The following is a 15,000-nucleotide window of genomic DNA, read 5'->3' as shown; positions in this document are numbered from 1 at the left end:
TCTCTGTGATTTTAATCGTATTGGTCTGGTTTGCGTTTTTCAGTGGAAGTAGCGTTTCCGAAGACTCTTCGGGAAGCTTGAATGCGGCGGAATTTGAACTCCAACACACGCAATCCGACGAGTGGACCTTAAATCAAGCGATCGTAGATACTTCACGCAGAATCTTTGACGAGAATGGAAATTGGCTCTCCTTTGACGAGTTGTTACGGTACGCTTCCACCGGAGAAGTCAATTTGGTTTCCGAACTTTGGGCCCTAAGAAGGGAGTGTCCCGAAGATTTAACCTACGAACAGTGTAATGAAGTTATTCGAGCTTTCATTGCGGACCATTATTCCGGAAAAGAAGTCGAATATCTAATGAATCTTTTTTCGAGTTATTTGAAATACGAAATAACCATGAGGGAATTTGAATTTTCTGATAAGCTTAGTGACGCTGAAAAATACGAACTCATTAAAAAGAAAAGAAGGGAATTTTTCTCCGATAACGACGCCCAACTTATCTTCGGGTTGGAAGAAGCGGAAGAAACTTACCGGAATTCTTTGGGAGGTTTTTTAATCGATACGGAGTCTTTAAATGGCGAACAAAGAATGCAAAGATACGAGGAGTTCAGAAAAAATGTCTACGGCCAATATTATAATACCGTAAAGAAAAGAGAGTCCAAATATAACACCTATGAAAATGAAATGTTTTTGAAAGAGGATGAATTGGAAAGAATGAGTTTGTCCGACCGAAATAACAAAACAAAACACATGCGTGAAAAATATTTCGGTAAGGACGATGCGGATCGTATAGACACGAGTAATAAAGCCGAAGAAAGAAAAAAAAAGGAAAAATAAATTGTATAAAAGAAGTCTGATTTACTTTTGTATTGGGAAGTCCTAAGAAAAACCCGATGTTGAAACACACTTTTTGTCATCTTCCCGGAATCAATACGACGGAAGAAAAAAATCTTTGGGAAAATGGAATTTATGATTGGAAAGATCTTGAGGAATATTTGAAAATTGAACCTGCTCCGACTCGAAATCTGACTTTAGGAGCATTAGAATTTTCTAAAAAAGAATTGGAAAGAGAAAATTTTTTCTACTTTTTTCACGTTCTTTCAGCCAAACATCATTGGAGACTTTTTCCTACGATTCGAAAAAAACTTCTTTATATGGATATTGAAACCACGGGTTTAGAAAACGAAGACAGAACAACAGTCATCGGTACTTTCGATGGATTCGAATACCATTCCTATATTCGAGGTTTTAATCTTGATTTCTTTTTAGATAATCTCAGTCAGGATCAGATTTTTGTTTCCTACAACGGGATAGCTTTCGACATTCCCTTTTTAGAAAGGGAATTTAATGTGCGTTTTAGAAATAACCACATCGACATTATGTTTTTCTTAAGATCTCTCGGGATCAAAGGTGGTCTCAAGGGATGCGAAAAAGTATTAGGTATCCATCGGTCAGAAGCGGCTTCAATCACAGGTGTTGAAGCTGTAAATCTTTGGAAGCAATATGTGGATTATGACGACATGGACGCTCTCAAAATTTTAGAAGAGTATAACCGGGAAGACACGGTTAATCTTGAAAAGTTATTCGTCAAAGGATACAATTTAAAGATTAAGGAAACTCCATTCTATGGAGAAATTGTCAAGGAACCTGAGCAATCTCGGTAATACTGATCCTTATTGAATAGAATACCGTTAATTTGAGCACAAATCCCGCTTTTGGACACTCTATTATGTAGAGATGAGTAAGAAGGATATTTAAAATGCTTCTCAAAGAAAAAACGCATTCTAAAGAACTGTCTCTACAAAAATAAGTTCGGTTTGTAACAGTCTTGGATATTAAGTTTAACGTGAGTTTGGTCTCATGAGATATTAAAAGTTGGAAATTACCTTTGGATTTCAAATTCAAAGAAGGTTTTTTGAACTTGAAAATGCAACTAAACCGCTTAGTAAATTAACAGCAAATTGAAAAAACTCCGATGTCTCTTATGTGAATTTGGCAGATTTTTGCTATTCGGACGCATGAAAATGATACTCAAAAATAAGCAACCGGTTTTGCAAAAGTACAATGGTTCTCAAACTCTAAGTCAAACCGGGAATTCCAGACTTTTTAGAGGAATATTCCAACATTCTAATTTTCAAAAGCGTATTTTTACATACCCGAGAATAAGTTATATTTACTCGTTGGCCATTGTAGGGATTTTGTCGATGGGCTTGTTTTGAAGGTTTCTGAGGAGTTGTATTTAGACTACGTAATATTTTTTGTATCTTTCGGATACGGTACTTTTATCGAGTTGGGCGATTGGGCGGATTATCTGGATCACTCGGATTTTCTGGATTTTGTGACGAGTTAGTTTCTATTGAGAAAAAGAATGAGTTGTGAGGCTTTGGATCGGATTCAGTCAAAAGATATAACCTGTTTAATTGTTTGTAATGAATATTCGAACTTTTATCCGTGATATGGAAAAGAATATGAGAATGAAATTTCCAATTCTGGATAGAGAAATTTCAAGTAAACTTTGTGTCGCCTTTAAGGGAGTTGCGGAAAATAATAAACTGTGGTAGCATCTCAAGGATCGATTCATTACTGTAGAGTCGTTTCTTCAAGTAATTGAATGGAAACACACTTCAGATGCGTAGAAGTAGAGTATTCAAATTGACCGACTTCAGAGTTGGAAGAGAAAATTAAGAAAAGTTCCATGATACGATTCAGTTTTTTCCAAAGACAAGTTTTACTTTTTTTCGGACTCTTTTTTGTTTTAAATCAATGTGCGTTAGAATTGGAACGTCCTCAAGTCTCCGCCGTTTCGGGAGTCATCGATCTTTCTTCCTGGGATTTTGAAAAATACGGTCCAGTTGCGTTGCAGGGCGATTGGATTTTTCGTTGGAAAGAATTTATTGAAGATCCGGAAGTAAACTCGGAAAAAAATAGACTCATGCCCGTCCCCAAAGCTTGGACTCGGATCCAAGAGCCGCATGGAGAAAATTATCCCGGAACTGGAATTGCAACATACTTTTTGAAAGTGATTCTCCCTAAGGATCTAAGTTCGACAAATCTTGCGATTTTAGCGGAAACTTCCGAAACCGCATACGAGGTTTGGATCGATAAGGTTAAAATCGGAACTCAAGGTATTCCCGGAAAAACTTCGGACACATCCACACCCGAATGGAACGTAAAAATTTTACCTTTTCAAGTTCAAAAAAAGGAATTTCAAATTCGAATTCCCATTTCCAATTTTTATCACGCCAGAGGCGGGTTGACTGCGCGTTTGATACTTGGAAACGAGGATCAGATCATTCGACTCAGAGAAAAAAGGATGACTGTAGACGTTTTTCTTCTCGGGTTTTTAATCGCGATGGCCTTGTATCATTTCACTCTTTATTTTTTAAGAAAGAAAGACGCGGCTCTTTTATATTTTGGGGTTCTTTGTTTTGTGTTTTGTTTCAGAGAAATCAGCACCGAACAAAATCTCATCCAAGTGATTTTTCCTGGTGTTTCGTATCTTATTCATATGAAAATCGTTTACCTAAGTTTCTATCTGATTCCTCCGATCACGTCGGCGTTTTTAAGAGCTTTATTTCCGGAAGAGTTAAAAAAAGAGATCCATTATATTGTCGTTTTTATCGCTGCGATTTTCTCCCTGATCGTCGTTTCTCAGGATCCTGTTCTATTTACTGGGACTATCGAATATTATTACGTGTTTACGTTTTTATGTTTTGCGGTCGGATTTTACGTGTTGGCGCTCGCGTTGGTTCGAAAAAAAACCGGTGCGATCGCAATCCTGATCGGAATTTTAGCGGTCTTTCTTGCGTATAGTCAGGATATTTTTTATAATAAAAGAATTATACCTACGTTTATTCTCGCTCCGTTCGGATTGATCGCTCTCATCTTTTCTGAAGCTTACCTTCTGGCTAAAAGATATTCTCTGGCTTTCAATGCTATGGAGGATGTGTCTGAAAGTTTAAAAAAGGTGAATTCTTCTTACAGACTTTTTGTTCCGAAGGAGTTGTTAAGAATATTAAATAAACATGATGTTCTAGACATTAAACTCGGGGATATTGCGGAAGAGGAAATGAGTCTTCTCTATAGCGAAGTCCGAACTTTTTCCGATACTTCTGAAAAGATGACAAGAAAGGAAAATTTCAAATTCATCAATTCTTTTTTAGGTAAAGTCGGTCCGGTGATTCGCGAAAGAGACGGATTTATCGATAAATATTTCGGAGAAGCCTTTTTAGCATTATTCCCTCCCGAACCCGAAAGGGCTTTGGAAAGTGCGGTCGAAATTCAACGAATTTTAAGGGAATTTAATCGAGAAAGGATCGCCAATGGGAAAGATCCGATTCGTTCCGGAAGTGGGATTCATACCGGACCAATTTTACTGGGAACCATCGGAGAAGCGGAAAGGATGGAAAGCACCGTCATTTCATCTTCAGTGAACGTTGCTTCAAAAATAGGGCAACTTTCGAGAACGTACGAGTCTTCCCTGTTGATTACTGATTCTACTCTATTTCGCTTAACAAATTCGTCCGAGTATTTCTATCGGGTTGTGGACCGGATTCAGATTCGAGATCAGAGAAGTGTTTATACGGTTTTGGAAGTGTTTAACGGACTTCCAGAAAATTTAATTGATTCTTACATGAATACAAGGGAGGAATTCGAGCGCGGAATCCTTTTGTTTAGAGAGAAACATTTCGAGGAGGCTTGTGTCGTTTTTAATCGAATCTTGGAAAAAAATCGTGCTGATCAAGCGGCAAGGGTGTACTTGGAAAAGTCTGTGCACAATTGTAGGTTTGGGGTCCCTGAAAACTGGCAGGGGGTCACACTATTGGGGGATTGAGTAAATTGGGAGCTTTATTTAAATAGTTTATAATGTACTATTATATTTACAGAGCGCCTCAAACCTGTCGAGCGCCAATGGAAGTGAGACACTGAGTTTGTCGAGCGATCCTCAAAGAGCGACGCATTGAGTTTTCTACTTTGTCAGAAAAATCAAGCTGGTGACTCAATCTCGTTTCTATTGGCGCCCGATAATTGATTTTTTCGGAGAAGGATTTATTCTAAATTTAGAATATTATGAAATCTTTTTGGAAGTTCCGATTCGGTTAGTTTAAAATCCGAATTCTTTTCGAAAATCCCAACTTGGGAAGTAAGAATCATAAATTGTGAAAAAATTATTTCCGATTCTTAGTTTTGAAAGATCGGAAAAAAGAGACGCCTCTGTAACATTATACGGCAATTTCGTTGAAGAAGGTAAGGAGATTCGGTTCTTCTTGGGCTTTGAGGTAATCCAAAGATTGTTCGACCACCGAATCCAAATAATAGACATAGTTTTTATAATTTTTGAGAAATTCTTTTGTCGTTTCCGTTTTTTCGAGAGGAATCTTTCCTTGAACGATCAGTTGGAAAAGAGCTAAAATTCCAAAAGCCGATTTGAGAGAATCTTGATTGGTGGCAATTTTCAAAATCTCATCTAAATCCACTTCGGCAAAGGAAGGTAATAAGTCCGCAATCAATTCCAAGGCTCCGATCGGAATCTGGCGATCTAAAGATTTGACGTAATTGATGATGACTCGATATGCGCGGCTGTCACCGACTCTGGAAAGAATTTGAAATACGCCTGAAAGAAGTTTTTTATGATAGCCCCAAGAAAGTCTACCTGAATCCGCGTCACGCATCACTTGGTATAAAAAACTCCACACGAATTTATCGTTTTCGATTGCCTTGTTTGCGAGTTCGGAAAGCCATTCGTCAAAAGAGGGGTTTTCTATTTCTTTTGAGAGAAATTCCATCAATTCAATCGGATTTCTTGTTTCAGGTATTTGATTTTTGGGAATCATAAGTATGATTATCTTATAAAGCAAAATCATTTTCCATTCTTTTTCTTTGGAAAGAAATGAAATAAATCAAAACCAAATACTTTTGTAAAGCTTTAGCGTGAACACTAACGTAAAAATAAAATCTGGCTCTGAAATTTTCCCGAGAGCTTTAACTTTAATGAAGATAATAAAAAACCGAGAACAAAAAAGACACCGGTTTGTTTTCTTTTTTTAATTTTTGAACGGAATTTACAATCTATCCCAAAACTTAGCGAATCAAAAGGCTTCTTTTTAAGTTTGTAGCGGATGGAATGATTAGAGTAAAAGACTTCGAAAGCGATGATCTGTAAATTTCTTGTTTTCTTGCGGAGAGTAAGCAAAAAGCGATCTTCGTGATATTGCCAAAGCCCGAAGTGAAATATATTACTCGGACGCATGAAAAAAATACTATAATCAGTTTGTTTCAAAATTTAGAATGTTAGATCTTCTTCAAAAAAAGCGAGCAATTCTGGATTCGGCGCAATTTTGCGAGCGCTTCTATTTCTTTGCAAAAACCGTCTGTTAATTTTTGGTACCATTTTTATGCGTCCGAGTAGTAAAAGAGGCCTACAATCTAGTTCTACAGAACGAAAAGGAAAGCGCTTTATAAACCAGCTTTGGACCGGAAATTTTACATACAAAGATTCGGGAGTTCTTACATCTACAAATTTTAAAATCTTTTTGACACAAAAGAGATACTTCTTAAAAGATAAAGAGAGTTGGCTCATCATGAATCCTCTTTCAATTCAAATCTTTCAAGATATCTATCACGCTTCTCAATCGGGAAGAATGACGACTATGGAGGCTTTGGAGATCAATACTGCCAAACCTGCGCACCAACTCAGACCCCATCTGGAGGATTTGAAAGATTCCAGGTTTGTGGTCGAATATCCGGAAGGTTTTGGAATTGCTCCGTCCGGAATTCATTACTACAAAAGCCGCTGGGGTTAAAAGTAAGCGAGTAGCTTTCGTTATTCCCTTTTGAACGATTTATAAATCCCGAAGTGTACGGAAGTCATTTTCAAGAATAATACGATTCCACACTATTGTTCTATCGATTGTCAGGTTGCCTCTATGACTACTCGACTGTCTCCAGTCGATATGGGAATCCATGGGAACTTCGTTGCGAAAAGTTATTTAAAACCATTGGACTTATGACAATTTTATCCAGCGCTTCGAACGATTAAAGTTAGAATGGATATGCAATTGTGATGTTGTCTTGACCTCTTGAAATATAGGAGTTCCCACATTCTAGTTGTGAAAGGATTAGGACATTATCTACATTAACATTTTTTCGGGAATTTATTTGAATTGGAATTTCGATAATCATTTTTTATTTTTACGGCTACAATTTACTCGAATGGAGAAAGTCTATTTTTGAAAACTGATTTTTTATAAAGATCCTAAACTCTGATTGGAATTTCAAATTCCGTCCTTTTTACTCTCATCATTTTGATTTCGATTCAAAAGAAAAACCGCAAGTACGGCGGAAGTGCCTCCGATCATCGTCGTAATATTCGGAGATTCATCTAGAAAAATCCAACTTCCCAAAAGAGCTGTGACCGGAACCAAAAAAATAAACGAACTCGCTACTTTCGAGCCCAATTGGGTGGAGGCAAAAAAGTAAACCGTGGTCCCGAAAGTCGTAGCGATCACGGAGAGATAAAAAATATGAAACCAAAAATAAGACCCGGAACTCAAAGCATTTTCCACTCCGTAGGGGAAGGCGAGAAATAAATCAAGGATCGTTCCGATTGCAAAAACGTAAAAGCTATATACAAGGGGAGAAATTGTCTGTCCTGTCCTGTGACTATTGATGCTTAAGAGAGCCCAACTAAACGCACAAAGAAGAAAAAAAATATTCCCGGATCGGAATAAGGAATCCAAATCGAGTTCCCAAAGCCTAAGTAGAATACAACCTCCGAACAGACCTAATAAAAGTCCGATTCCTTCCCGAGCGGAAGGCAACTTTTTTTGAAAGGAATGTACGAACACGTACGTAAAAATCGGGTTCATTGTGGTTACGAGAACTCCGCCTGCTCCTGCGAGTCCATTCTTCAGACCTAGAAGAAAGAATTGATTATAGATGGTATAAAGAACTCCGCCAATCGTGATCTGAAATAAAACTTTATAATTCGGTAAACGGAAAAATCCTTTTTTCCAGAAGACTACTGGAAGAAGAGAGAGTGCGGTCGCTAAAAATCTCCAGAAGATGATCACATTCGGATGCTGAGTTTTCACGATGAGCTTTGCAGAAGGCCAGGCAAAACCCCAGGAAATCATGGCGATTACAAGAAGGACGTAAAATTTGGCACTGGCGCTCGATAGCATAAAAGAAATTGAGTCTCTTTTGCCAATTTCAGGAATTAAAAAACAGATTCAATCTTTACTCGAATGAACGCTTAATTCTTAGAGCGATTTCTATGTTCTCTCACAAGTTCGGGAAGTTTAGACATGGAAGAATGGATTCTATGCATTTCCAAGGCGGGTTTTGCGGGAATACCGAAATACGCGACTTTCTCGACACTATCTTCACCAAGACCGGACATTCCCATCAGAATCGATCCTTTTCTCATCGTGATTCCTTCTGCGACCGCCGCATGGCCGCCCATGATAACTCCGTCTTCCAAAGTAACGGAACCGGCAAGAACCGTTCCGCCGGCAATATAAACATAGTTTCCGACTCTACAATTATGAGCGATATGAACATGATCGTCGAATTTCGTATGATTTCCGATTGTTGTGGTTTCGATCGTCGCACGATCCACAGTACAACAAGCGCCCATTTCCACATAGTCTCCGATTACAGTATTTCCGATCTGAGGAATTTTGTAGCGCACTCCTCCTTTATCATAAAAACCGAAACCGTCCGCTCCGATTACCGTATTCGAATGAATGAGATTGTGTTTTCCAAGAATACAATTATAACCGACTACAACCCCCGATTTCAATACTGTGTTTTCTCCGATCTTCGCTCCACTTTCCACAATGACGTTCGGATAAATTTGGCAATTGTCTCCGATTTTCACATTTTCTTGGATTACGGCAAAGTCCATGATCGTAACGTTTTTTCCTAATTGAGCGCTTTCATGAATGCTCGCTTTGTTTGAGATAAAGGGAGTAGGGAGTTTCGGTTTCTTTTCAAAGAGAGAAAGCAACTCGATAAATTTGAGTCTTGCCTCATGTTCCGGCGCGATCAGTGATGAGGTAAACTCATCGGCCAACGAAGGAATGGTAAGCGCCAATTGAACCTGCTTCGCTTTCGGATTAGAACTGAGATATTTTTTTGCTTCGAAGTAATAAATTCGATCCGGTAAAACGTTCGAATGATTTTCAATGTCTCCGATTCCGTTGACATCCATTTCTCCGTTGCCCTTAAGTGCTACTCCGAGCGTTTTCGCTAAATCTTTGGCTTTCATAAGATCAAATTTTTCTCATATAAAAAAAGGACTCAACTCGTTTTTTATCTTTAAGATCTGTTATACAATGAAAACGGACACTGTTTGTTATTTTTAATTGTGAAAGTTCTTTTATAAAAAAGTGATTCAATAAGAACAGAGATTTTTTCTTGAAATCTGTTTTGATTTCTGAAAAGGGAAAAAAAATTGAAATATTCAAAATTTAGAATGTTAGATCTTCTCTAAAAAAGCCAACAATTTTGGATTCGGCGCAATTTTGTGAGCATTTCTATATCTTTGCAAAAACCGTCCGTTAATTTTTGGTACTATTTTCATAGTGGCAATCAAAGCGTCCAAAATTCTGCGTCTAACACTGGATTTGCGCTCAAATTAACGGTATTCTATTTTGAGTCTGTCTCAAAACGTAGGAACAATTGCGGCGATTCTGATAAGATCGAATGGTTTTGGGACACGCTCTATAGAGTCAGTAAAAGGAAAAAAATCAGTCGCAGGAATGCTTGAGGTTTTTAATGAAAGTTGAATCGAAATAAATTTTCGACTCGCGGAGATATCGTCTCCGCAAGGATTTTCCAAATCACATTCCGATTGCGGCGCCTCCGTCCACTCTCAAATATGTTCCTGTAATATAATCGGATTGGTCGCTTAAAAAGAATTTCACAGCGTTTGCAATCTCTTGTTGTGTGCCCGGTCTTCGAAGAGGAATGAACATGGGATCGGTCAACTTCTTTTGAACTTCTTCGGGCAAAGAGGCCGTCATATCGGTTTGAACGTAACCGGGGCAAACGGCGTTTACGAGGACGTTTCTTCCTGCGAATTCTCTCGCAGCAACTTTTGTAAGAGCGATCACTCCCGCTTTGGAAGAGGAATAGTTCGCTTGTCCCGGTTGTCCGGTAAGCCCGGAAACGGAAGAGATGTTAACGATCCTTCCGGACTCCGCCTTGAGAAGAAGTTTGGAAGCGTACTTAGTCATTAGAAAAACTCCTTTCAAGTTAACGTCTAAAACGAAATCGAATTCTTGTTCGGACATTCTCATAAAAAGGTTATCCTTAAGAACTCCCGCGTTGTTTACGAGGAAATCAAGTTTGCCGAATTTTTCCTTAACACCCGAAATGACGGAGTCGCAATCGTCCGGCTTGGTTACGTTACACGAAAGTCCTAAAGTTTTCACCCCGAATTCTTTGGCGATGTCGACGGCGGCTTGTTCGATATGTTCTTTGTTTAAGTCGACTACTACTATGTCGCTTCCTTCTTTTGCGATTGTATTGGCGATCGCTCTTCCGAGACCGCGCGGAGACGCGGCTCCGGTGACGAGTGCTACTTTTCCTTCGAACTGTTTAGACATGATTTCCCTCGCGTCGAGTTTCTAATTGGCTTTCCATTTCCGTAAGAGAAATAGAATTGCCAAGTAAAAACTTTCTTTTGAATTTCCTTTGCCTTTTAGAATTGAGAATATAGATTCGTTTCAATGAATATTCTTTCATTTCGTTTTTGGAGAATGAAAACATGCAGTCTTCTTACAATCGTCCCTTAGAAATGGTTGGTTCCATCGAAGCCGTCCATTTACCCGGAAATCCCGAAGCGTACATGGTAGTTCTTTTTCACGGTTACGGAGCAAACGCATACGATCTTTCGCCTCTCAGCGCGTATTTGGATCTTCCGGATGGAACAAATTGGTTGTTTCCAAATGGAGTTTTGGAGGTTCCCGTGATGCCCGGTTATAACGGAAGGGCTTGGTTTCCGATCGATATGGAAGCTTTACAAAAAGCGATGATGACCGGAGGTTATCGTGATTTTTCCGATCGTTATCCGGCGGGATTGGAAAGCGCTCGAGAGAAAGCAATGGAGATGATCCGTAGTCTCGGAATTCCTATGAATAAAATCATCTTAGGAGGTTTTAGTCAAGGTGCGATGCTTGCGACCGATATCACTCTTCATTCCGAAGTCGCTCCCGCGGGACTTATGATTTTATCCGGAACTCTCATCAGCGAAACGGATTGGAAGAGGCTCGCCGAAAAAAAGAAGGAATACAAATTCTTTCAGAGTCATGGAAGAATGGATCCGGTTCTCGGATATCCCGCCGCAAAACAATTGGAACAGCTGTTAATCGAAGCCGGATGGAAAGGAGAGATGATCGCTTTTCAGGGTGGACACGAAATTCCGGAAATCGTACTTAGGGGAATGAGCCTGTATCTCAGGAACATTACCGGATGACGAAACTCATAGAGAAATACATCGCTTTAAAGAACAAATATCGAAATTACGATACGAAGGAAGCTCTAAAAAGAATGCAGGCTTTCCGAATCGTTCTGAAAGATCTGGGAGAAAAAGGTTTTCATACCGGAGTTGAAATCTTGGGTTCGATCAATTTCGGAATCGTGGAAACCGCGTCCGATATAGATTGTATTCTTCTTCATTTTTGTGATCTTCATAAGGAAGTCGAATGTCCCGAATATTGCCCTAACTTTCTATACGAAACCGAAGAAATCAAAACTTCTCTGCGTAAGCGTCTAAACGACGAAAATTTAAAAGTCGAATTTTTAGATTGTATCAATCTGAGAATGGTGGAAAAGGCGATGGAGCAAAAGGAGAATCTAAAAGACAGCGATCTTCTCAAACGACTGATGTTTTATAGAACGATCGGAAGACCGGTCAACCGTCCTTTGTTCATTCCTTACTGCGAGAAACTCGAAGAGAACGAAGAATTCATCCGGGATATACTCGATTGGGGTTCCGAGGCATTGGAAGATTATCTAAGGACCTCCAGACATAGATTTTCGTTCAGCAAATACAACGAAAGAATCGAAAGCTCCGGACTTCAATTGCCGCCTGGACTCAAGGACGAATTAAAAAGTTATCTCGACGAGGTTCCGGAAAACGGTTAATACGCAAGAACACGTTAAGTGAAATGATAGGGGAATGTCGTTAGCGTTACTGAAAATTATACGTTTTAAAAAATAGAACACTATAAATTGGTATGAAAATTTCTTTTAAGGTTTTGGGAAGACTCAACCATCAAGGATGGAATGTCGAATTAATTTCGATTACAGCAAACTTTCACCGCGTCCGCTAGCTGTTTGGGATCCCATGGTTTCGGTAGAACAGCATAAGTCCCCGCTTCTTTTTTCACTCTTTCCACCGCGGCATCGTCTATATAACCCGTGATCAATATAGAACGGATATCCGGGTATTTTTGATGGATATGAATTAAGAATTCATCGCCTTTCATCCCAGGCATACGCCAATCGGAAAGAATCAAGATTACGTTGATTCCATTCTCCGCCAGATCATCCACGACTTCCAACGCTTCAGTTGCGTTGACTGCGGTTTCGTATTGGAATTCGTTTCCGAATTGTTTCTTTAGTTCTTGTTTTAACGCGATCAAAATGATCGGTTCATCATCCACACAAAGAATCGCATTATTTTTTACTGTATCTTTCAAAAGATCCTCTCCGTTTCTGTCCAAACCGTGCAAATTTCAATTGCACGCTGAACTTCGTTTTTCCGGGAACACTCTCAAACTCACGCCTATATTTTTTTGATCTTTTTTGCAGATATCAATTCTGGATCGATTTCCTCCATTTCTTTTTATGGAGAAAAAAGGGAAGAAAATTTTCATTCTTTTGCAGAACCCTAAATACTCGGAATCAATAAAGTAAACGATCCGGGCATCCTTTTCTTCCAGGCCGATTTCAATCTTCCTTTGGTAATTGATGGATTGCAAACCATTATTTAAAAGTTTAGTTTATACTTGATCAAGCTTATTCTAATTTACAGGGATAGGATCTGGTCGTTTTTCATAAATCGATATTCGAGTTATAGACTCCATGATTTTCCTACAATCCGTGAAGAAATTCCACCGCCTATTTTTTATCATCCCGTTCAAAGCCCGGGTTCTTTTGCGTTTTTGCTTGAAGAATTTTTCGTGAAAGGGTTTTTTCCACACACAAATTCTTTCGGAAAGATCCGAATAGGGATTGGTAATCTGGCACTGCTGAATCCTTTTCCTGGAGAATCCCTCTATTGTCCGGAGCGTATCCTATTTTTGCGTTATGTTGAATTATTCTTCCGAATTTTATTTCAGAATTCAGGTATAGGGAAACGATCTTTTAGATACAGGGTCGAAATCGAAAGTGATAGGTTCATTTTCATTCTTGACCCAGATTTGCTTTTCGATCAATATAACTCTAAAGGTATTTATGAAACGTTTTTATATCGGATTTTTTCTATTGATTGCTTTTTCGGCGACTTTTTTCAATTGCGAACATCGAGATCAAAATAAGGTGGATTTGAAGGTTCTTGTTGCAGCAACCGGAAACGTAATCCTCATAAACGGAGAAGTGGACTCCGATAAGATTTCCTCTTGTGGGGTTGCCGTTCCCGGGACGACTGCCGCCTCCTCTGGAACGGCGGCGGGTACTACGGGAGGAAATACCGGAACCACAACTTCGGGGTCTTCCGGTTCAAGTACTCGTTATACGATCACAAGTCAGTTGATTATGAAGAATACGGCCGAAGCGATGGTTCTTCGATTCCAATTCGATTCAACTCAGTATCAAGGAGCGGTGGATCCACAACAAGGTTTCAGCTATTCGGGGGGAGCTTTCGGTAGGACTGTTACTGGTAATGTCGGTAAAGTGGAATGGGGATCTTCCGGAATTCCGGTATATCCGACAGGAAATGGCGCTGCTCAACAGCAAACCTTACAGTACATGGAAATCGATCTTTCCCTTTCCGGAAAAATACTCGATAGCTCCACAAGTACGGGAATTCTCAACCAGTGCTATACTTCGGACAACGTTAATTGTACTTCGGTCACGACGACTCAGCAATGTTTTACTCAGGACAATCATTCCTGTGTTTCCACGGCATCGGCTTCGGGTTCGGCGGTTACGATTACCGGAAAAATCTCTTGCAACGCGCCCAATGTGATTCCAAGCGGAGGTTCTACGACTCAGTAGTTTTAAGTTTCTCAATCAACCTTCATCTCATTTCCCTGAATTCATCATACGTGGAAAATAAAGATTTCAGTTTACCGGCTTTTGAGTATTTTTCGCGGTAGAGAGAACGTTCGCATTTTTGTTCCAAGAAGTAAAAATTGATTCTAGGAACATGACCCAAACAAAACGAAGTCTTCAGTGTTGCATTTTTTTGATGAGCGCTACAAGCTGATCCAGAGCGATTCCCCAACCTTTGTGAAAACCCATTTCCTCGTGTTTTTTACGGTTTATTTCGTTTCCATGAATTGCAGTGGCTCTGTATTTAGTGCCGGTGCCGTGGGGTTCCAGAGTAATCACTGCGGTAAAGAATCCGAATGGATGAGTGGGATCTGGAGAGGGACGAAAACCAGGCTGAAGCGCGTCCGTCCAAGAAAGTTTTTCATTTGGGATTACTTCGAGATAACAACCCATATTTGGAAAATCCTGTCCCTCGGGAGACTGCATAATGGTGCGAAAGATTCCTCCCGGCCGTAGATCGATTTCACAATCAACTGTCTTCCATGGAGATGGAGTAAACCACTGTTTGATATGCTCTGGAGTAGTCCAGGCGGCCCAAACTAGCTCGCGCGGAACGTCTATGATTCTTTCGAGAACCAAATCCAGTTTAGGATCCTGTAGAGGATAAATCTGAGATGTCATCTTTCTTTCTCCTTGAGTTTGTGTAAAACGCGGAAGTGCGAAAACGGATTCAAGCTGAGTTTCGATTCTGCATTTAGAAAATCACATGAGAAAT

Annotated in this window: 13 protein-coding genes (1 of these 13 cut by a window edge); 7 read left to right on the top strand and 6 right to left on the bottom strand. The window is 39.6% G+C overall.

The window, feature by feature from the left end:
• The 3 genes from FHG67_RS16300 to FHG67_RS16285 form a co-directional block, all read left to right on the top strand.
• Nucleotides 1–836 carry the 3' portion of a lipase secretion chaperone gene (locus FHG67_RS16300; protein ID WP_142499852.1) on the top strand. The gene continues 49 nt to the left of window position 1, outside the view, so 836 of the gene's 885 nt are visible here — the last part of the coding sequence; the start codon falls outside the window, past its left edge; it ends in the stop codon at nucleotides 834–836.
• A gap of 56 nt (nucleotides 837–892) precedes the next feature.
• The gene (locus tag FHG67_RS16295; RefSeq protein ID WP_004500145.1) at nucleotides 893–1,663 is read left to right on the top strand and encodes a ribonuclease H-like domain-containing protein; all 771 of its coding nucleotides are present in this window, start codon (nucleotides 893–895) and stop codon (nucleotides 1,661–1,663) included.
• Between the two features lie 1,031 nt (nucleotides 1,664–2,694).
• Nucleotides 2,695–4,833, top strand: coding sequence for an adenylate/guanylate cyclase domain-containing protein (locus tag FHG67_RS16285; RefSeq protein ID WP_004496978.1), 2,139 nt, complete (start codon nucleotides 2,695–2,697; stop codon nucleotides 4,831–4,833).
• 388 nt (nucleotides 4,834–5,221) lie between these two features.
• Here the strand turns inward: FHG67_RS16285 and FHG67_RS16280 are convergent, their stop codons facing one another.
• Nucleotides 5,222–5,833: a hypothetical protein gene (locus FHG67_RS16280; protein ID WP_036074921.1), complete on the bottom strand. Its 612-nt coding sequence runs from the start codon at nucleotides 5,831–5,833 to the stop codon at nucleotides 5,222–5,224.
• Nucleotides 5,834–6,580: 747 nt separating this feature from the next.
• Here FHG67_RS16280 and FHG67_RS16270 point away from each other — a divergent pair.
• Nucleotides 6,581–6,802, top strand: a complete 222-nt coding sequence (locus tag FHG67_RS16270) for a hypothetical protein (protein ID WP_016760117.1) — start codon at nucleotides 6,581–6,583, stop codon at nucleotides 6,800–6,802.
• Between the two features lie 471 nt (nucleotides 6,803–7,273).
• Here FHG67_RS16270 and FHG67_RS16265 read toward each other — a convergent pair whose 3' ends face one another.
• The 3 genes from FHG67_RS16265 to FHG67_RS16250 all read right to left on the bottom strand — a co-directional run bounded on the left by FHG67_RS16265 (nucleotide 7,274) and on the right by FHG67_RS16250 (nucleotide 10,612).
• Complete coding sequence (locus FHG67_RS16265; protein WP_036086800.1) at nucleotides 7,274–8,182, bottom strand: DMT family transporter; 909 nt, start codon at nucleotides 8,180–8,182, stop codon at nucleotides 7,274–7,276.
• Nucleotides 8,183–8,253: 71 nt separating this feature from the next.
• Complete coding sequence (gene lpxD, locus FHG67_RS16260) at nucleotides 8,254–9,270, bottom strand: UDP-3-O-(3-hydroxymyristoyl)glucosamine N-acyltransferase (RefSeq protein WP_004501072.1); 1,017 nt, start codon at nucleotides 9,268–9,270, stop codon at nucleotides 8,254–8,256.
• Nucleotides 9,271–9,844: 574 nt separating this feature from the next.
• Nucleotides 9,845–10,612, bottom strand: a complete 768-nt coding sequence (locus FHG67_RS16250) for a beta-ketoacyl-ACP reductase (RefSeq protein ID WP_061216676.1) — start codon at nucleotides 10,610–10,612, stop codon at nucleotides 9,845–9,847.
• 161 nt (nucleotides 10,613–10,773) lie between these two features.
• Between FHG67_RS16250 and FHG67_RS16245 the strand changes: the two genes are divergently transcribed.
• Entirely contained in the window at nucleotides 10,774–11,481 is a 708-nt protein-coding gene (locus tag FHG67_RS16245; protein WP_004500065.1) for an alpha/beta hydrolase, read from the top strand.
• Nucleotides 11,478–12,152 (top strand): hypothetical protein, encoded by a 675-nt coding sequence (locus FHG67_RS16240; protein ID WP_002619993.1) that lies wholly within the window; start codon nucleotides 11,478–11,480, stop codon nucleotides 12,150–12,152. Before FHG67_RS16245 ends, FHG67_RS16240 begins: the two co-directional genes overlap by 4 nt.
• 149 nt (nucleotides 12,153–12,301) lie before the next feature.
• Here the strand turns inward: FHG67_RS16240 and FHG67_RS16235 are convergent, their stop codons facing one another.
• Nucleotides 12,302–12,709 (bottom strand): response regulator, encoded by a 408-nt coding sequence (locus FHG67_RS16235; RefSeq protein WP_026054270.1) that lies wholly within the window; start codon nucleotides 12,707–12,709, stop codon nucleotides 12,302–12,304.
• Between the two features lie 757 nt (nucleotides 12,710–13,466).
• Here FHG67_RS16235 and FHG67_RS16225 point away from each other — a divergent pair.
• Nucleotides 13,467–14,228, top strand: coding sequence for an LIC10920 family plasminogen-binding lipoprotein (locus tag FHG67_RS16225; protein WP_002619999.1), 762 nt, complete (start codon nucleotides 13,467–13,469; stop codon nucleotides 14,226–14,228).
• 174 nt (nucleotides 14,229–14,402) lie between these two features.
• Here the strand turns inward: FHG67_RS16225 and FHG67_RS16220 are convergent, their stop codons facing one another.
• Nucleotides 14,403–14,906: an SRPBCC family protein gene (locus tag FHG67_RS16220; RefSeq protein ID WP_002619995.1), complete on the bottom strand. Its 504-nt coding sequence runs from the start codon at nucleotides 14,904–14,906 to the stop codon at nucleotides 14,403–14,405.
• Nucleotides 14,907–15,000 lie beyond the last annotated feature (94 nt).

The sequence above is a fragment of the Leptospira weilii genome, from assembly GCF_006874765.1.
Classification (GTDB): Bacteria; Spirochaetota; Leptospiria; order Leptospirales; family Leptospiraceae; genus Leptospira; species Leptospira weilii.
Note: the sequence above shows the minus strand (reverse complement) of the source record. Positions and strands in the feature narration are given on the sequence as shown.